Origin of the sequence: Serratia sp. N21D137 (assembly GCF_047530005.1) — a bacterium.
Taxonomy (GTDB): Bacteria; Pseudomonadota; Gammaproteobacteria; order Enterobacterales; family Enterobacteriaceae; genus Chania; species Chania fonticola_B.
Map to the genome: position 1 here is coordinate 55,025 of NZ_JBLJAJ010000031.1, position 17,816 is coordinate 72,840.

General features: G+C 54.7%; 14 protein-coding genes, 2 pseudogenes and 1 other annotated feature. Of the genes and pseudogenes, 5 read left to right on the top strand and 11 right to left on the bottom strand.

The features are described from left to right. Window positions 1–43 precede the first annotated feature (43 nt). From hisIE to hisL, 9 genes are all read right to left on the bottom strand, one after another. Window positions 44–661 carry a bifunctional phosphoribosyl-AMP cyclohydrolase/phosphoribosyl-ATP diphosphatase HisIE gene (gene hisIE, locus ACMV5H_RS20710; protein WP_021805010.1) on the bottom strand — a complete coding sequence of 206 codons (618 nt, stop codon included), beginning with the start codon at window positions 659–661 and terminating at the stop codon, window positions 44–46. Continuing rightward, complete coding sequence (gene hisF / locus ACMV5H_RS20715; RefSeq protein ID WP_021179972.1) at window positions 655–1,431, bottom strand: imidazole glycerol phosphate synthase subunit HisF; 777 nt, start codon at window positions 1,429–1,431, stop codon at window positions 655–657. The genes hisIE and hisF overlap by 7 nt, the downstream gene beginning before the upstream one ends. Next, window positions 1,413–2,150: a 1-(5-phosphoribosyl)-5-[(5-phosphoribosylamino)methylideneamino]imidazole-4-carboxamide isomerase gene (gene hisA, locus ACMV5H_RS20720; protein WP_414822382.1), complete on the bottom strand. Its 738-nt coding sequence runs from the start codon at window positions 2,148–2,150 to the stop codon at window positions 1,413–1,415. The genes hisF and hisA overlap by 19 nt, the downstream gene beginning before the upstream one ends. A 5-nt stretch (window positions 2,151–2,155) precedes the next feature. Continuing rightward, window positions 2,156–2,746 carry an imidazole glycerol phosphate synthase subunit HisH gene (hisH, locus tag ACMV5H_RS20725; protein ID WP_021179970.1) on the bottom strand — a complete coding sequence of 197 codons (591 nt, stop codon included), beginning with the start codon at window positions 2,744–2,746 and terminating at the stop codon, window positions 2,156–2,158. Continuing rightward, window positions 2,746–3,813, bottom strand: a complete 1,068-nt coding sequence (gene hisB, locus ACMV5H_RS20730; RefSeq protein ID WP_021179969.1) for a bifunctional histidinol-phosphatase/imidazoleglycerol-phosphate dehydratase HisB — start codon at window positions 3,811–3,813, stop codon at window positions 2,746–2,748. Before hisB ends, hisH begins: the two co-directional genes overlap by 1 nt. An 8-nt stretch (window positions 3,814–3,821) precedes the next feature. Further along, window positions 3,822–4,886 (bottom strand): histidinol-phosphate transaminase, encoded by a 1,065-nt coding sequence (gene hisC, locus ACMV5H_RS20735; RefSeq protein ID WP_414822383.1) that lies wholly within the window; start codon window positions 4,884–4,886, stop codon window positions 3,822–3,824. Next, a complete protein-coding gene (gene hisD, locus ACMV5H_RS20740) occupies window positions 4,883–6,190 on the bottom strand; it encodes a histidinol dehydrogenase (protein WP_414822384.1) in 1,308 nt (435 codons plus the stop codon). Before hisD ends, hisC begins: the two co-directional genes overlap by 4 nt. 4 nt (window positions 6,191–6,194) lie before the next feature. Further along, a complete protein-coding gene (gene hisG / locus ACMV5H_RS20745; RefSeq protein WP_021179966.1) occupies window positions 6,195–7,094 on the bottom strand; it encodes an ATP phosphoribosyltransferase in 900 nt (299 codons plus the stop codon). Between the two features lie 70 nt (window positions 7,095–7,164). Further along, window positions 7,165–7,300: a sequence feature (His leader region), on the bottom strand. Beyond that, window positions 7,276–7,323 (bottom strand): his operon leader peptide, encoded by a 48-nt coding sequence (gene hisL, locus ACMV5H_RS20750; RefSeq protein WP_100396937.1) that lies wholly within the window; start codon window positions 7,321–7,323, stop codon window positions 7,276–7,278. Its footprint overlaps the feature before it by 25 nt. Window positions 7,324–7,606: 283 nt before the next feature. On the opposite strand from hisL, the gene ACMV5H_RS20755 reads away from it, so the two are divergent. The 3 genes and pseudogenes from ACMV5H_RS20755 to ACMV5H_RS20765 all read left to right on the top strand — a co-directional run bounded on the left by ACMV5H_RS20755 (window position 7,607) and on the right by ACMV5H_RS20765 (window position 13,436). Further along, window positions 7,607–8,431 carry an SDR family oxidoreductase gene (locus ACMV5H_RS20755; RefSeq protein WP_414822385.1) on the top strand — a complete coding sequence of 275 codons (825 nt, stop codon included), beginning with the start codon at window positions 7,607–7,609 and terminating at the stop codon, window positions 8,429–8,431. A 398-nt stretch (window positions 8,432–8,829) separates the two neighbouring features. Next, window positions 8,830–10,924 (top strand): annotated as a pseudogene (gene pqqU / locus ACMV5H_RS20760) (TonB-dependent receptor PqqU). 118 nt (window positions 10,925–11,042) lie between these two features. Next, the gene (locus tag ACMV5H_RS20765; protein ID WP_414822386.1) at window positions 11,043–13,436 is read left to right on the top strand and encodes a glucose/quinate/shikimate family membrane-bound PQQ-dependent dehydrogenase; all 2,394 of its coding nucleotides are present in this window, start codon (window positions 11,043–11,045) and stop codon (window positions 13,434–13,436) included. A 77-nt stretch (window positions 13,437–13,513) separates the two neighbouring features. Here ACMV5H_RS20765 and rimO read toward each other — a convergent pair whose 3' ends face one another. Beyond that, window positions 13,514–14,845, bottom strand: coding sequence for a 30S ribosomal protein S12 methylthiotransferase RimO (gene rimO / locus ACMV5H_RS20770; protein WP_024486320.1), 1,332 nt, complete (start codon window positions 14,843–14,845; stop codon window positions 13,514–13,516). 427 nt (window positions 14,846–15,272) lie between these two features. On the opposite strand from rimO, the gene ACMV5H_RS20775 reads away from it, so the two are divergent. Both ACMV5H_RS20775 and ACMV5H_RS20780 read left to right on the top strand, forming a co-directional pair. Continuing rightward, window positions 15,273–15,656: a hypothetical protein gene (locus ACMV5H_RS20775; RefSeq protein ID WP_414822387.1), complete on the top strand. Its 384-nt coding sequence runs from the start codon at window positions 15,273–15,275 to the stop codon at window positions 15,654–15,656. Between the two features lie 186 nt (window positions 15,657–15,842). Beyond that, window positions 15,843–17,021 (top strand): HNH endonuclease, encoded by a 1,179-nt coding sequence (locus ACMV5H_RS20780; RefSeq protein ID WP_414822388.1) that lies wholly within the window; start codon window positions 15,843–15,845, stop codon window positions 17,019–17,021. 94 nt (window positions 17,022–17,115) lie between these two features. Here ACMV5H_RS20780 and ACMV5H_RS20785 read toward each other — a convergent pair. Next, window positions 17,116–17,688: pseudogene (locus ACMV5H_RS20785) on the bottom strand (CorA family divalent cation transporter); the annotation flags it as partial. Window positions 17,689–17,816 lie beyond the last annotated feature (128 nt).

Here is a 17,816-nt window from a genome sequence, read left to right on the forward strand (position 1 = left end):
GAGGTTAACGCCCGGCGGCTTTTTTATTACCTGCAAAACAGGATTATTTCTTTTCGTGCCGCTCGCGCAGGCGGCCAATCACCTTGCTCAAATCCAGCTCCTGATCCTGCAACAGCACCAGCAGGTGGTAAATCAGGTCGGAAGCTTCGTTGGTCAGCTCTTCGCGGTCGTTCACCGTGGCGGCCAGGGCGGTTTCTACGCCTTCCTCACCTACCTTCTGCGCAATGCGTTTGGTGCCGCTGGCATACAGCTTGGCAGTGTACGAGCTATCCGGGCTGGCGGTTTTACGCGAAGCCAGCAATTGTTCAAGCTGGTACAGGAAGCCCCAGTCGCTACTTGCCGGATGGAAGCAACTGTCGTTGCCCAAATGGCAGGTTGGGCCGATTGGGTTGGCCAGGATCAGCAGGGTATCGTTATCGCAGTCTGGCGTAATGCTGACCACGTTAAGGAAGTTGCCTGAGCTTTCGCCTTTGGTCCACAGGCGCTGCTTGGTGCGTGAGAAGAACGTCACCTTGCCGGTTTGCTCGGTCACGTCCAGAGCTGCCTGATCCATATAGCCCAGCATTAATACTTCGCCGGAAACGGCATGTTGTACGATTGCCGGCATCAGGTTGTCGGTTTTTGCCCAATCCAGCTTAGCTTTCTGTTGTTCTGTTAACACACGCGTATCTCCACGCCTTTCTCTGCCAGGAACCGTTTCAGTTCGCCGATATTGATGATTTGCTTATGGAATACCGAAGCCGCCAGCGCGCCGTCAACGTCGGCATCCCGGAAGGCTTCCAGGAAGTGTTCCATGGTACCGGCACCGCCGGAGGCGATCAGTGGCACCTTGCACACCTCACGTACCCGCTTCAGCTGTTCCAGATCGTAACCGTTGCGTACGCCATCCTGGTTCATCATGTTGAGTACAATCTCCCCAGCGCCACGCTTTTGCACTTCCTGCACCCAATCGAGGGTTTGCCACTCGGTGACTCGGGTGCGGCTTTCATCCCCGGTATATTGGTTGACGTGGTATTTGCCGGTTGCGGCTTCATACCAGGTGTCGATCCCGACCACGATGCACTGTACGCCAAAGCGATCTGCCAGGCGGCTGATCAGCGTTGGGTCGGCCAGTGCAGGTGAGTTGATGGAGATCTTGTCCGCCCCAAAGGAGAGGATCTGGCTGGCGTCTTCGGCACTCTTGATGCCCCCGGCCACGCAGAACGGAATATCGATCACTTCCGCCACGCGTGATACCCAGCTTTTGTCTACTACGCGGCCATCGCTGGAGGCTGTGATATCGTAAAAGACCAGTTCGTCGGCGCCTTCCTGCGCATAGCGTTGGGCAAGTGGCACGATGTCGCCAATGATTTCGTGGTTACGGAACTGCACGCCCTTGACCACTTGCCCGTCCTTGACGTCCAGACAAGGGATTATCCGTTTTGCCAGCATGCGATAGCCTCCTCAACGCTGAATTTACCATCCAACAGGGCGCGCCCGACGATCACCCCTTCCACACCACTGCCACGCAGCTGGGCGATATCGTCCAGGTTGCCGATGCCGCCAGAAGCCTGGAAGGCGATCTGCGGATAGCGTTGGCACACTTCCTGATAAAGCCCCACGTTGGAGCCTTTCAGCGTACCGTCGCGTGAGATATCGGTGCACAGCACGTGCTTCAGGCCAAACGGCAGATATTGCTCAACCACCTGTTCCAGCGTGGCCTCCGAGTCTTCCTGCCAGCCGCTGATAGCCACGTTCTTACGGCCTGCGGCGTCGATGCGTACGTCCAGCGCCAACACCATGGCATCGGCACCGTAGCGTTCAAACCAGCCCTGTAACATCTCTGGCTGTTTGACTGCGGTGGAGCCGATGACCACGCGCGTGGCTCCGGCTTCCAGCAGCGCGGCAACGTCTTGTTCGTTACGAATACCGCCGCCAACCTGTACTGGCACGCTTACCCCGGCCAGCAGTTTACGCAACAGCGTGATCTGGCGAGCCGCCGGGTCTTTGGCCCCGGTCAAATCAACCAGGTGTAAAACTTGCGCCCCTTGCTGCTGATAGTCTTGCAGACGCAGCAGCGGATCGTTGCCGTAGTCGCGCTGTTGGCCGTAATCGCCCTGATGCAGGCGCACTACGTTACCGTCGATCAAATCCAAAGCGGGAATAATCATGCTGCCTACATCTCCAGAAAGTTCTTCAACAGTTGCGCCCCGGCGTTGCCAGATCGCTCTGGATGAAACTGCACGCCAAAGAAGTTGTCTTTTTGTACGGCGGCGGTGAAGGGCTCGCCGTAGTTCGCCTGAGCGATGGTGCTTGAGCATATCGGCATCGCATAACTGTGAACGAAGTAAAAGTAAGCACCATCCTCGATGCCGCGGAACAGATGATCGCCAGCCTGCGCCGTAACCTGATTCCAGCCCATATGGGGCAAAGGCAGGCCAAAATCGGTCATCTGTGTTACCGGAGTATCGATAATCCCTAACGTTTTGATACCCCCATTTTCTTCACTGCTGGCTGCCAGCAACTGCATGCCCAGGCAGATCCCCAGCACTGGCTGGGTACATGCCTTGATCAGATCGATCAGGTCGCGCTGTTCCAACTGGTCCATTGCCGCCTGTGCAGTACCCACACCAGGGAGGAACAGTTTGTCGGCGCGCAGCACGATCTCCGGATCGCGGCTCACCTGTGGCTGATAGCCCAGGCGTTGCACCGCATAGTTGACCGAGGCGAGGTTGGCGCAGCCGGTGTCCAGGATCACCACGTTCATCACAGCACTCCTTTCGAGCTAGGCAGCGTATTGCCCTCAACGCGGATCGCCTGGCGCAGCGTGCGGCCAAACACCTTGAACAGGCTTTCGACGCGGTGATGGTCGTTTTTGCCTTTGGTCCGCAGGTGCAGAGTGCAGCCCATGGTGTAAGACAGCGAGCGGAAGAAGTGCTCGATCATCTCGGTGCTAAGATCGCCTACGCGTTGGTAGTTGAACTCGGCTTTATATTCCAGGTGCGGGCGACCGGAGATATCCAGTGCGCAACGGGCCAGGCATTCATCCATCGGCAACACGAAGCCGAAGCGTGCGATGCCGCGTTTGTCGCCCAGGGCTTTACTTAGAGCTTCGCCCAGCGCCAATCCGGTGTCTTCTACCGTGTGGTGATCGTCGATGTACAGATCGCCGTTCACCTGAATATCCATCCGGAAGCCGCCGTGGGTGGCGATCTGATCCAGCATGTGGTCGAAGAAGCCGACGCCGGTCTTGATCTTGCTGCCGCCTTCGCGATCCAGCCAGACCTTAACGTCAATCTGCGTTTCTTTGGTCACGCGGTTAACGTGCGCATAGCGATCGCGTTTGGTCAGTTGTTGGGTGATGGCCTGCCAGCCCAGCGCCTGACGCTGATACAGCAGCCCCTGAATACCCATATTGGCCGCCAGTTGGATATCGGTTTGACGATCGCCAATCACATAGCTGTTGGCCACGTCGATCACGCCCGGCTCCAGATAGCCTTTGACCATGGCGACCTTCGGTTTACGACATTCGCAATGGTCTTCCGGCTTGTGCGGGCAGATCAGGATATCGTCAAATTTGACGCCCTGTGAGCTGAGGATCTGCATCATCAGGTTGTGCGGTGGATCGAAGGTTTCCTGCGGGAAGCTGGCGGTGCCGAGGCCGTCCTGATTGGTAATCATCACCAGGGTGAAACCGGCTTGCTGCAAGGCCAGCAGGGCAGGGATCACTTCCGGCTCCAGCGCCAGTTTATCCAGGCGGTCGACCTGGAAATCTTCCGGGGGTTCAGCAATCAGCGTGCCGTCACGGTCAATAAAGAGATATTTTTGGCTCACGTTGGCTCCTATGCGCCGGGCAGAGTATTGAGTGCGTCAACGACGCGCTGGCATTCGGTACGGGTGCCGATGGTGATCCGCAGGCAACCGGACAGGCCAGGCTGTTTATTTTGGTCTCGCAAGATAATGCCCTGATCCCATAAGGTTTTAAAGACATGACTTGAGGCGGTAAAGCGAACCAGCAGGTAATTGCTGTCACTGGTGAAGACTTGCTCGACACAGGCGCAGTCTTGTAACGTCTGCTGTAGCCAACTGCGGTTGGCGGCAATCTCGGTGACGCGCTGGCGCATAACGCGGATCCCCTCGGTGCTCAGCGCCTGGGCGGCGATATCGGCCACCGGGGTTGAGAGCGGATACGGGGCAATCACTTTCAGCAGCAGGGCGATCACGTCCTCATTTGCCAGGGTAAAGCCACAGCGCAGGCCAGCCAGGGCGAAGGCTTTGGACAACGTGCGTAATACTACCAGGTGCGGGTAATCGCTCAGCCAGCTAGCAACCGAGGCCTGCGGGCAGAATTCGATATAAGCTTCATCGATGGCGACGATAGCTTTGCCTTTGGCCAGTTCCAGCAGGTTACGCAGATCGTTGGGATCGAGCAGGTTACCGGTCGGGTTATTCGGGCTGCAGGCGTAGATCAGCTTGACGTTATCCAGGCTGGCGGCAATGGCAGGCAGATCGAGCTGCCAATCTTGTTTGGCTTCGACCGTACGGCGCTCTACGCCAAACGTCTCGGCGCTGACGGCGTACATGCCGTAAGTTGGTGGGCAGAACAGGATAGCGTCCTGGCCTGGCTCGCAGAAGGCACGGATCAGCAGTTCGATACCTTCATCTGCGCCACGGCTGACCAATACCTGTTCTTTATTCACCCCGGCGTAGGCAGCGTAACGCTCAATCACCAGCGCGGGTTGGCATTCTGGGTAACGGTTGAAGGTCTGGGCGGTCAGTTGGAACTCTGGCGCAACCGGGTATTCGTTGGCATTCAGCCAGACGTCACCCTTGCCACCAAGGCGGCGTGCCGACTGATACGGGGTCAGCTCGCGCACGTTTTTGCGTGCTAATTCTTCGATGCTCATGCTTGCTCCTTCAGCGCGGCGACGCGTAGGGTCACGGCGTTTTTGTGGGCGACCAGTTGCTCGGCGGCAGCCAGGATCTCAATGGTCGGGGCCAGGGTCATAAAGCCTTGTGGCGCCAGTTCCTGTACCGTCATGCGCTTTTGGAAATCCGCCAACCCCAGGCTAGAGCAGGTGGCGGTATAGCCATAGGTTGGCAGCACGTGGTTGGTGCCGGAAGCATAATCCCCGGCAGATTCCGGCGACCAGTCACCAAGGAACACCGAACCGGCGCTAGTGATGCTGTCTACCAGATCGCGTGCGCTGCGGGTCTGAATAATCAGGTGCTCAGGGCCGTACTGGTTGCTGATGGCGACACACTCGGCCAAATCCTTCGCCACAATCAGGCGGCTGCTGGCCAAAGCTTGGCGGGCGGTTTCTGCCCGTGGCAGTTGCGCCAGCTGTTGCTCAACCGCCATGGCGACCGCTTCGGCCATCGCGGCGTCTGGGGTTAACAGAATGACCTGTGAATCCGGGCCATGCTCGGCCTGAGACAGCAGATCGGAAGCGACAAACGCCGGGGTCGCGCCGCTGTCTGCAATCACCAGCACCTCGGAAGGGCCAGCAGGCATATCGATGGCCGCACCGTCCAACCGTTGGCTGATCTGACGTTTGGCTTCGGTCACGAAGGCGTTACCCGGCCCAAAGATTTTCGCTACCCGTGGCACCGAATCCGTGCCAAACGCCATGGCGGCAATCGCCTGCGCGCCTCCGACCTGGAACACTTCCTGCACGCCACAGAGTTTGGCGGCATACAGGATCTCATCGGCGATCGGCGGTGGTGAACACAGCACCACGCGGCGGCAACCGGCAATGCGTGCCGGGGTCGCCAACATCAATACCGTGGAGAACAGCGGTGCGGAACCGCCAGGGATGTACAGACCCACCGAATCGATTGGGCGGGTCACCTGCTGGCAACGCACGCCAGGCAGGGTTTCGACGTCTACCGCTGGCAGTTGTTGTGCATTGTGGAAGGTTTCCACGTTGGCGACGGCTACGGCCATCGCCTGTTTGATCTCGTCACCCAGACGGGCGCAGGCCTGGTCAATCTGCTCTGCCGTTACGCGTAATGCCGCGACTTCGGTTTTATCAAACTTGGCGCTGTACTCACGTAGCGCGCTGTCACCATTGGCTTTCACGTTATCGAGGATCTCGCGCACCGTGCGGGTGATGCTGTCCGAAGCCGAAATGGCCGGGCGCATCAGCAACTCCGCGCGCTGTTCCGCGCTGCAGCTGCCCCAATTGACGACGGTATTGAAGTTTGGCATGGCGTTACTCCATCATCTTCTCAATTGGCAGCACCAGAATGGAGCTGGCACCCAGGGCTTTGAGTTTTTCCATGGTTTCCCAGAACAGGGTCTCACTGCTGACCATGTGCATCGCTACGCGGTTCTGAGAGCCTGCCAGCGGCAGAATGGTAGGGCGCTCGGCACCCGGCAGCAACGCGACGATTTCATCCAGGCGTTCGCTTGGCGCGTGCAGCATGATGTATTTGGATTCGCGCGCCTGGATCACGCCTTGGATGCGGGTCATCAGGCGGTCGATCAGCTGTTGTTTGGCTTCCGGCATTTCACCGTCACGCTGGATCAGGCAGGCTTTCGAGCGGTAAATCACTTCCACTTCACGCAGGCCGTTGGCTTCCAGGGTGGCACCGGTAGACACCAGGTCACAGATCGCGTCTGCCAAGCCTGCGCGCGGAGCCACTTCCACCGAGCCGTTCAGCAGGCAGGATTTAAAACGAACGCCTTGTTTATCGAGGTATTGCTTGAGCAGGTGTGGGTAAGAGGTAGCAATGCGGGAGTCTTGCAGGCTTTGCGGGCCGGAGTATTCGCTATCCAGCGAGGTGGCCAACGACAGGCGGCACCCCCCAAAATCCAGGCGGCGCAGCGTGAAGTAGCGAGGATCTTCACCCTGAGCACGGCGGTTGAGCAATTCCTCTTCCAGCACGTTCTCACCGATGATGCCCAGATCCACCACGCCATCCATCACCAGGCCAGGGATATCGTCATCACGTACGCGCAGGATATCGATCGGCATATTCTCGGCGAAGGCAATCAGGCGTTGTTGCTGCAGGTTGATCTTGATGCCGCAGCGGGCCAGCAATTCCTGAGACTCTTCGCTCAGGCGGCCTGATTTCTGCATGGCGATACGTAAACGTGTTTTGTCCAACATGGTAACCTCTGTTTAATCTGTAATTTTATGAATTTGTTATTAAATTTATATTTTCTGTCTGTCCGGAGCCAAAAAAAAACCCTCGGAAGATATCTTCCGAGGGCTCTTTCTTGCGTTTAGTTCGTTCTACGCGCCACTGGAAGATTCGAGAATCGTCTTCCAGCACACATCGCCTGAAAGACTAGTCAGGATGATGGTGATGATGGTGGTTGAACTGAACGCGAGTCATGTCATTTCTCTTTAAAATTGGGTCAGCCAGTGCTGAGGTGCTAATTAAGCTAAACTATCCGTTGTATAACTTGCAACCCTTTTTTGTGGTTATGAATTTAATTTATTGAAAGCGACTGAGTTATTAGCCGCACGCAGCTTTACTCAACCTTAAGGTTAACCGATTGTAACCACCAGCGCGGTGGCGTAGCCTAGGGGAGTATCCGACTGTCGCCTGCGGTGTGGCCAGTGGTCCTCTGCAACGGTGAAGTTGGGCTTGTTAGTCGATTTTTAGGGGCATACTGATGAAAAAAGTCGCCATTGTGGGTCTGGGTTGGTTAGGGATGCCGCTGGCTTTATCGTTAATGGGCCACGGGTATGAAGTGGTTGGCAGTAAAACTACGCCGGATGGGGTAGAAGCCGCGCGGATGAGCGGTATCGAATGTTATCACCTGGAACTGACGCCGGAGCTGATTTGCGAAGCTCACGATCTGGAACAGCTGTTGTACACGGATGCGTTGGTGATCACTCTGCCGGCCAGCCGCACCGTCGAAGGGAGCGCAAGCTACTTTGATGCCGTACGTATGCTGGTAGACAGCGCGATAGCGTTTGGTGTGCCGCATATTATCTTTACCAGCTCCACGTCGGTTTACGGTGAAACCACCGGCACCGTTCGGGAAGATTCGCCGCTCAAGCCGGTGACGTCGGCTGGCCGGGTGCTGGAAGAGTTGGAGCTTTGGCTGCATCAATTACCCAACACGTCGGTGGACGTTTTGCGCCTGGCAGGGCTGGTGGGTGGGGATCGGCATCCAGGGCGTTTCCTGGCGGGTAAGGTTGAGGTCAAGGGCGGTTCGCACGGGGTCAATCTGGTGCATCAGGATGATGTGATCGCGGCCATTCAACTGCTGCTGAAGCTGCCGAAGGGCGGGCACACCTATAATCTTTGTGCGCCAGGCCATCCGCTCAAACGTGATTTCTACCCGGCGTTAGCCGAGCAATTGCATCTGCAACCTCCGCAGTTTGCGCAAGAAGATGAACAAGAAGGGCGGCTGGTGGACGGCAGCCGTATCTGTAATGAGCTGGGGTTTGAATATCAATACCCAGACCCGAATCGCATGCCGATCGGTTAACCCAATCACACTGTCCCGCAGCTTGCGGGGCAGTATCCTTCTAAAATAACTTTACTTATTTTTAATCTGTCAGTTTGATTATTAAACTCGACTAAATTATAAGGAAATTAATTTTACGCATTGATATTGAAAGTAATAATCTAAATCCTTCATATTCCCCCTCCTTTTATACATCATCTATATTTATCATTTGTGTAAAATTCGAGTTAACGGAAGTTTGAGTTTCTCTCCGCTATTTTCAAACTGTTGCGATAAGTATTAACATACGCTCGGTTTTTTCTAAAAGGTACCTATCCTCTCAAGCGTCTAATGGCAGTTTTTACATGAATTTTATTAATAAAAAAAATACAGCGATCTCACCTATCGCCATTTCTGCGCTGTTACCTTGCGCTCTGTGTATGACGGTAAACGTACAGGCCAGCGATCGGGCAGTGGACCCATCTTCCATGGTGGTTACGGCCAAGCGCAGCGGTCTTTCAGAATTGAGTACTCCGACTGCGGTTAGCGTGCTTAATGGCGATGAACTTCGTCAGGCCAGGCCGCAGATTAATCTCTCCGAAGGGCTGGGTAGCGTGCCGGGGCTGCAAATTCAAAATCGCCAGAATTATGCGCAAGATTTGCAACTGTCAATCCGTGGTTTTGGCTCGCGCTCAATGTACGGCGTACGCGGCGTACGTATTTATGTGGATGGTATTCCTGCCACCATGCCGGATGGCCAAGGGCAAACGTCGAATATCGATCTCAATTCAGTGGATAAGGTGGAGGTCCTGCGTGGGCCGTTTTCCGCTCTGTATGGCAACGCTTCCGGCGGCGTCATCAACGTAGAGACCGAAACCGGCCAACAGCCGGACAAGATTGAAGCGGGCATGTATAGCGGTAGTGACGGCACCTGGCGCTACGGTATGAAAGCCAGCGGTGCAACCGGCGATGGCACGCACGCAGGTGACGTGAACTACGCCGTCTCCGCGACGCGTTTTACCACCGAAGGGTTCCGTGACCACAGTGGGGCACGCAAGAACCTGGGTAACGCGCGTTTGGGTGTGCGCATTGATGATGTCAGTACGCTGACGCTGTTGTTTAACTCGGTGGATATTAATGCCGACGATCCCGGTGGTTTAACCGAAGCCGAATGGCACGACAATCCGCGCCAGGCACCAAGAGCAGATCAATACAACACGCGTAAAACCATTTCTCAGACCCAGGCCGGGTTACGCTATGAACGCCAGATGAGCGCCAATGACGATGCTGAGCATCATGACTTACGCCGGTGAGCGGGAAACCACGCAGTATCAGTCAATTCCTGTAGCCGTACAGCAGCGTAGTGAACAGCATCCCGGCGGAGTGATCTCTCTGGCACGTCATTACCAGGGCATCGATACTCGCTGGACTCATCGTGGTGAAGTGGCCACATTGCCCTTCAGCGTGACGGGCGGGCTCGACTACGAAACCATGACCGAGCAGCGCAAAGGCTATGAGAATTTCACGGTAGTCAACGGCGTTAACGAATTAGGGACCAAGGGTAATCTACGGCGGGATGAACGCAACCTGATGTGGAATGTGGATCCCTATCTGCAAACTTCCTGGAACCTGACCCAACGTTTGACGCTGGATGCCGGAGTGCGCTTCAGCACCGTCAATTTCGACTCCAACGATCGCTATATTACCGGCAGTAATGGTGATGACAGTGGCGATGCCCGCTATCACCAGTGGCTGCCGGTAGGCTCGCTCAACTATGCGTTGACCAAGGCCTGGAATGTGTACGCTTCCGCCGGACGTGGCTTTGAAACCCCTACCATCAATGAGCTCTCTTATCGCCCTGGTGGCGTGGCGGGGCTCAATCTTGGTCTAAAACCTGCTACCAGCGATACCGTTGAACTAGGAAGCAAGACCCGTATCGGCAACGGCCTGTTCAGCGCGGCGTTGTTCCAAACGGATACCAAAAACGAAATTGTCGTCGATGAGAGCAGCAACGGGCGCACCAGCTACAAGAACGCGGGGCAAACCCGTCGTCGTGGGGTGGAGTTAGCGCTGGATCAACAGTTCAGCTACGACTGGCGTCTGCAAATGGCTTGGACGCTGCTGGATGCCACTTACCGCGATGATGTCTGCGGTGACAACATCTGTTCTGCCGCAAAGCAGGTGCCGAAGGGCAACCGCCTGCCGGGGATTGCCCGCAATATGGGGTACGCCTCGCTGGCCTGGTCGCCGCCGCAGGGTTGGTTCGCCGGTGCTGAAGTGCGCTACATGAGCGATATCCAGACCAACGATCAGAATTCACAGCAGGCACCGTCCTACACCGTGGCAGCGCTGAATACCGGATATCGCTACCCGGTAGGGAACTGGCAATTTACCGTTTTTGGCCGGGTGGACAATCTGTTTGATCGCCAGTACGTCGGCTCGGTGATTGTCAACGAAGGCAATGGCCGCTATTTCGAACCCGCTCCAGGCAGAAACTGGGGTGGGGGCATGAGTGTTGCTTATTCATTTGAGTAGTAAGCAGTAGTACAGCGGGGAACCTAACCCCCGTTGAGTTGTTATCTTGGGATGGTTATTTATTACACCAGTGAGTGCGCCAAAATTTGCGCGTTGCTAGCGGTGGGAGAAAGTGAATATGGCAAAGACAGGCAATAAACGAAGTATAGGGAATTACTTGATGTGGCTGCTGGGGGGGCTGATGGGCGTCATCGGCCTCGCGCTGGCAATCGGCGGCGTTTACCTGGCTTCATTGGGAGGGAGCCTCTATTTTGGGCTGATGGGAGTGGTGATGCTGATCGCTGCGGTACTGGTGATCAAGCTCAAACCTGCGGGCATATGGGTGTATGCGCTGGCCTTTGTGTTCACCCTGATTTGGGCGTTGTGGGACGTTGGTCTGGATTTCTGGCCGTTGTTCTCACGCTTGTTTATGTTCGGCGTGCTGGCCTTCCTGGCCGCGTTGGCCTATCCATGGCTGAAGAAACGTGCCGGTCATCCGGTTCGCGGCTTCGTCAGCTATTCTTTGGCTGGGTTGCTGGCGGTTGCGCTGGTGGCCGGATTTGGTTACACCTTTGTGCCTACGCCATTGGTGGCGGCCAAGGAAGATATTCCGGTTAAACCGGTGGCTGCCGGTAGTGAGCAGAAAAACTGGGAACATTGGGGGAATACCACCCACGGTGACCGTTTTGCCGCGCTGGATCAGATCAACAAGTCTAACGTCAGCAAGCTGAAGGTGGCGTGGATTGCCCATACCGGCGATATTCCACAAAGCAACGGTTCCGGTGCAGAAGACCAGAATACTCCGCTGCAGATCGGTAATACCCTGTATGTCTGTACTGCCTACGGCAAAGTGCTGTCGTTGGAGGCCGATACCGGCAAACAACTGTGGTCCTTCGATCCTAAAGCCTCAGCCCCTAACTGGCAGCGTTGCCGTGGCCTGGGTTATTACGACAATGCGGCTCAGCCTGCCTCATCGCCAGTGGTTGCCGCTAACGCTACGGCCCCGGCCATGTGCGAACGCCGTCTGTTCCTGCCAACCATCGATGCGCGTTTGATTGCCATTGATGCCGATACCGGCAAACCTTGCGCCGACTTTGGTGATAACGGCACCGTCGATCTGAAAGCGGGCATGGGCGAAGTTAAACCGGGTTATTACCAGCAAACCTCAACCCCGTTGGTGGCGGGTAACCTGGTGGTGGTCGGTGGCCGCGTGGCGGACAACTTCTCTACCGGCGAACCTCCTGGTGTGGTGCGTGCTTATGATGTGCATACTGGTGAACTTGCCTGGGCATGGGATCCGGGTAACCCGGCCATTACCAAGCTGCCACCAGCGGGTGAAACCTATACGCGCGGTACGCCGAACGTGTGGTCCGCAATGTCCTACGACGCCAAACTGAATCTGATCTATCTACCGACCGGTAACGCCACGCCTGACTTCTTTGGCGGCGAGCGTACCGAGCTGGATGATAAATACAGTTCTTCCATTGTGGCTGTTGATGCCACCAGCGGCAAAGTGCGTTGGCATTTCCAAACCACGCACCATGACCTGTGGGACTTTGACCTGCCTTCCCAGCCGTTACTGTACGATCTGCCAGATGGCAAGGGTGGTACGACACCCGTGCTGGTGCAAACCAGTAAGCAGGGCATGATCTTTATGCTCAACCGTGAGAACGGTCAGCCGGTGGCGAAAGTGGAAGAGCGTGAAGTGCCGCAGGGCAATGTGCCTGGCGAACGTTACTCCAAGACCCAGCCGTTCTCGGTGGGAATGCCGAATATTGGCAACCAGACGCTGACCGAGTCAGACATGTGGGGCGCAACGCCGCTCGATCAACTGCTGTGCCGTATCGAGTTCAAAGGGATGCGTCACCAGGGCGTCTATACACCGCCGGGTATCGACCGTGCTCTACAATATCCTGGCTCGTTGGGCGGGATGAACTGGGGCAGCGTTTCGGTGGATCCGAACAATGCCATCATGTTCGTTAACGACATGCGTTTGGGGCTGGCCAACTCGATGGTGCCACGCAGCCAGGTGCCGACCGGCGCCAGCGGCATCGAAATGGGTCTGGTTCCGATGGACGGTACGCCGTTTGGTGCGATCCGTGAACGCTTCCTCTCCCCACTGGGTATTCCATGCCAGAAGCCACCGTTTGGCACCATGTCAGCGGTAGACCTGAAGTCTGGCAAGCTGGTGTGGCAGGTTCCGGTAGGTACGGTGCAGGATACGGGGCCGCTGGGCATCAAAATGCGTATGCCGATGGAAGTTGGCATGCCAACGCTGGGTGCGAGTCTGTCTACTCAATCCGGCCTGCTGTTCTTTGCTGGTACTCAGGATTTCTACCTGCGTGCCTTCGATACGGCAACCGGGAAAGAGATCTGGAAAGAACGTCTGCCAGTGGGCAGCCAGTCCGGTCCAATGACCTTTGTCTCGCCGAAGAACGGTAAGCAATACATTATCATCAGTGCTGGTGGTGCTCGTCAGGCCGCAGAGCGGGGTGACTATGTCATTGCTTATGCTCTGCCAGACGAAAAGTAACTAGCGGGTAGTTCACCAATAAATAAAGGGGTTAGCATTACTGCTAACCCCTTTATGGTTTTCCGCGGTGGTCGAAATCAGACCTTGGAACCCCAGAGATCGTACTCGTCGGCGTTCTCAATCTTCACTTTGACGATGTCACCGACTTTGACATTGGCTTCACCGTTGAGGTAAACCGCGCCGTCGATTTCCGGTGCGTCCGCCATGCTGCGGCCAATGGCACCTTCCTCATCCACTTCGTCGATCAGCACCAGCACTTCGCGGCCAATCTTGTCTTGCAAGCGTTGGGCGGAGATTTGCTGCTGCAGTTGCATAAAGCGATGGAAGCGTTCTTCCTTCACTTCTTCTGGCACCGGGTCGGCCAGTTCATTAGCGGCTGCGCCTTCTACCGGGCTGAACTTGAAGCAGCCAACGCGATCCAGCTTGGCTTCGGTCAGGAAGTCGAGCAGCATCTGGAAGTCTTCTTCGGTTTCCCCAGGGAAGCCAACGATAAAGGTGGAGCGCAGCGTCAGCTCCGGGCAGATTTCGCGCCAGCGCTTGATGCGCTCCAGCGTGCGTTCAACCGCGCCAGGGCGTTTCATCAGCTTGAGGATTTTCGGGCTGGCGTGCTGCAGTGGAATATCCAGATAAGGCAGGATCTTGCCTTCAGCCATCAGCGGGATCACGTCGTCCACGTGCGGGTAAGGGTAAACGTAGTGCAGACGCACCCAGGCACCCAGGCTGGAAAGCTGTTCACACAGGCTGACCATGCTGGTTTTTACCGGCTGGCCGTTCCAGAAACCGGTACGGTGTTTGACATCGACGCCGTAGGCCGAGGTATCTTGTGAGATCACCAGCAGCTCTTTCACCCCAGATTCCACCAGGCGTTTGGCTTCATCCAGCACGGAGCCGATCGGACGGCTATCCAAGTCGCCGCGCATCGATGGGATGATGCAGAAGGTGCAGCGATGGTTGCAGCCTTCGGAAATCTTCAGGTAGGCGTAGTGCTTTGGCGTCAGCTTCACGCCCTGCGCCGGAGTCAGGCTGGTAAAGGGGTTATGCTCCGGTTTCGGCACATATTGGTGAACGTGGGACAAAACCTGTTCGTAGCTGTGCGGCCCGGTAATTTCCAGGACCTTCGGGTGCACCTCACGAATTTGGTTTTCCTTGGCACCGAGGCAGCCGGTCACAATCACCTTGCCATTCTCGTTCAAGGCTTCACCGATTGCTTCCAGTGACTCTTGAACGGCGCTGTCGATAAAGCCGCAGGTGTTCACGATCACCAGCTCAGCATCATCATAGCGGGGCACTACCTGGTAACCTTCGTTACGCAGTTCAGTCAGGATCCGTTCAGAATCAACCAGGTTTTTCGGGCAACCTAGTGAGACAAAGCCGACACGGGGGGCTTTTGGGGTCATAGTTTGTGACATAGCTCAATCCAAAATAGAAACGGGCGGATTTTACACTTGGGCAACGGGAAATTACACCGTTATATGTTGGTGGCGTAAACAAAAACGGCCCAGATTGATGACAAAGTGGCTGGATTTTTAACGGCCAAACTGTTCGACCGTAGGGGCGCCGCATGCTGCGCCCGTCTAGCCGCATCAGCAGCAGTCTCAGCTATCGCAGTATAGGCCGTTTTGATGGCGATCTATAACCAGCCGGAACGCTTGAGTTTTTGGTACAGGAAGAAGCAAGTTAAGAGGTTCGGAATGCTAATGGGGTTAGCTATCGCAACGAGCTCAATCTCGCTTATGCGTAGACTCTCAATAGGTTGTTACAACGTTTAAGGTAAAGTTGTTCGCAAGGATGACGATAACAGCAGAAACGTATGGCTAGACTAAGGAGCGATTTTTTATGAAGAAGTTGTTAATACTTTCGTTATTGTTCAGTTCATCGTTATATGCAGCAGAGGCTGACTTGGGGAAGGCCTGTAAGGCCGCAGCTGCTTCTATGTTCGGCCGCGATCACAAGATCATGAAGTTGGACAAGGTTAAATCAGGTATAGCTTATGTTCATTACATTAGGCAGGACGATAACTCCCGTTGGGGTATCAAGTGCAAGCTAATCGGCGATCAAGTTTTATGGGCTTCAGATAACCCTGATAGCATTGGTCGTTGGCGTGATGATCCTATGGATAGTGTCGTGAAATACTCAATCAGTGGGGGGGATTTAACGGTCACTGAAACGTATAGTGATGGCTCCAGTACCAAAAATACCTATGCTATTAAGCAACTTTAAGCGAAATAAAAAAGCTTTCTTGCCTACATTTGCAAGGAGGCTTTTATCCCCAAAATGAAAGCTAGACTCTTAGGGGATGACCTGCTCCCAGTTGATTAATATAATAATCAATGCCATAGCTATGGTTTGCGTTTGTTCTGGATCCTCGGAAAAATCTCGCAATAGGATCTGATCGTTAGCTGTTGGGTGAAATTTCGTATAGGTATCTCTGTTTGTGGCATTGGTTGGAAATCTGATTTTTCTAAAAGGGTAAGCTTGATACCAAACAATGCTGCTGGCGGCCGCAAAAATAAGGAAAAAGGATACTTTATGAGTTTGAGTAAAACAGGTTATCCCGATGGGGAACGGGTCAGGGCTGTTTGGGATTGCTGTCACGATCTGTATGTTCAATTAGGTCGGGCACCAACCAGTCAAGAATTTAAGGCAGAGATCAACAGACGTGAACCTGACAGGGTTGGGATTAGCACCCATTCGCGACAATGGGGGGATTGGATGCGTTATCATGGATTTAGTAGTAATACTTTGCTTGATGATCATGAGATTCCTGATGAGTACCTTGAACCTAACCGACTCAGAGTTGTTTATGCTGTTCGAAAGTTAGGCGAGGCTTCAGCCATCGATGTAATAAATTGGATAATGAATAGCAACGCCCCACTAAAAGCGAATGAAATTCGCATTCAGTTGGACGCGTTAACTGTGAACAGTAATCATCGATATCGCTATTTACAAGGAAGAACAGATACGCGAAGCGATAAGGAGCATCCTTGTGATACCTTTTACCGTTCAGGAGAGCTGAGAGCTACGCGCTATGTCGAATATATTCCTGAATTGCATGGTGTATGGGATATAGCTGAAGATGGAAAGACCCCGATTAAGATTGTAGATCCGTGGCATACCGATGCGATCATGCACCAACTCCGTATTGAAACTTGCGACAATGACACAGAAACAACAGATGATGATTTCAATGATGCTCGCGTTAGGGCAATGCGTGAAGCTGTCATTCGCGAAGGGCAACCTATCTTTAGACGGCGGCTAATGACGGCCTATCAGGGAAAATGTCCCGTAACGGGCTCTACTATTACGGCATTGCTTGAGGCTGCACATATTAGGCCTTACGCAGGAGCATGGCACTGTGAGGCAAAACACGGAATTCTCCTTAAAACCGATATCCATACGCTTTTTGATAAAGGTCTACTTTGGCTTGATGATGATTTTCAAGTCTGTTTGGCCCCTATGTTATTAGATTCCGAGTATGCAGAATTGTTAGGCCGAAGGATTGAGCTGCCAAATTCCAAGGGCGATTGGCCACTGAGAGAACATCTGGCTCGCCATCGAGAGTTTTGCACTGGTATTTTGCAGTAGCTAACTCCTGAAACTGGAGTCATTGATTATCTGAGTAGGCGCAGCATGCAGCGCCCCTACGTCGCGTATCCAGTTGAGTAATGCCAGTACGGATCTATAACCAGCCGGAACGCTTGAGTTTTTGGTACAGGAAGAAGCAACCGGCGACCGTGACGCCCAGCGTGGTGTGGTAAGCCCAGGGGAACTTCAACTCGGGCATATCGGCGAAGTTCATGCCGTACAGGCTGAAGATCACCGTTGGAATGGCCAGGATCGCCCCCCAGCCTGCCAATCGCTTAACCACTTCGTTTTGCTTGACGGTCACCAAGGCCAGATTGACGTGCATGGCGTTGGTCAGCATTTCGCGCATATCGTCTAGCGTGCTGGCGACCTGCCGGGTATGGTCCTGCACGTCGCGAACGTAGGCCCGTAATTCTTTAGGGATCACATCCTCATGCAGATGGATCAGCTGGTTGCAGATCTCATCCATCGGCAGGGCGGCATTCCGCAGGCCGAGCAGGTGGCGGCGCAGGCTGTAGACATTTTCGATGGCGGTTTCGTCAAACTCCGACCTGAACATGTTGGACTCGATGTCTTCGATCATCGTTTCGAACTTGCCGACGATATGGCGATAGTTGTCGACGATAAAATCCAATACCGAATACAGCGCAAAGCCAGGTCCATGGCAAGTAAGCGTCAACTCAGCACCGTCTGGCTTAATGCGTCAGGCGCTGTAGTTTAGGTGTCCACTTATTCTTCCAGGTGGACACCTCCGTGAGTACTAAAGAACGACGTTCCCGTCAGCATTATTCCCCC

Coding starts and splice junctions, on each gene's coding strand:
- hisA (WP_414822382.1), bottom strand. CDS start 2,150: ATGATTATTCCCGCTTTGGATTTGATCGACGGTAACGTAGTGCGCCTG.
- hisH (WP_021179970.1), bottom strand. CDS start 2,746: ATGAACGTGGTGATCCTGGACACCGGCTGCGCCAACCTCGCCTCGGTC.
- hisC (WP_414822383.1), bottom strand. CDS start 4,886: ATGAGCATCGAAGAATTAGCACGCAAAAACGTGCGCGAGCTGACCCCG.
- hisG (WP_021179966.1), bottom strand. CDS start 7,094: ATGTTGGACAAAACACGTTTACGTATCGCCATGCAGAAATCAGGCCGC.
- hisD (WP_414822384.1), bottom strand. CDS start 6,190: ATGCCAAACTTCAATACCGTCGTCAATTGGGGCAGCTGCAGCGCGGAA.
- hisF (WP_021179972.1), bottom strand. CDS start 1,431: ATGCTGGCAAAACGGATAATCCCTTGTCTGGACGTCAAGGACGGGCAA.
- ACMV5H_RS20775 (WP_414822387.1), top strand. CDS start 15,273: ATGAAGAAGTTGTTAATACTTTCGTTATTGTTCAGTTCATCGTTATAT.
- rimO (WP_024486320.1), bottom strand. CDS start 14,845: ATGTCACAAACTATGACCCCAAAAGCCCCCCGTGTCGGCTTTGTCTCA.
- ACMV5H_RS20765 (WP_414822386.1), top strand. CDS start 11,043: ATGGCAAAGACAGGCAATAAACGAAGTATAGGGAATTACTTGATGTGG.
- ACMV5H_RS20755 (WP_414822385.1), top strand. CDS start 7,607: ATGAAAAAAGTCGCCATTGTGGGTCTGGGTTGGTTAGGGATGCCGCTG.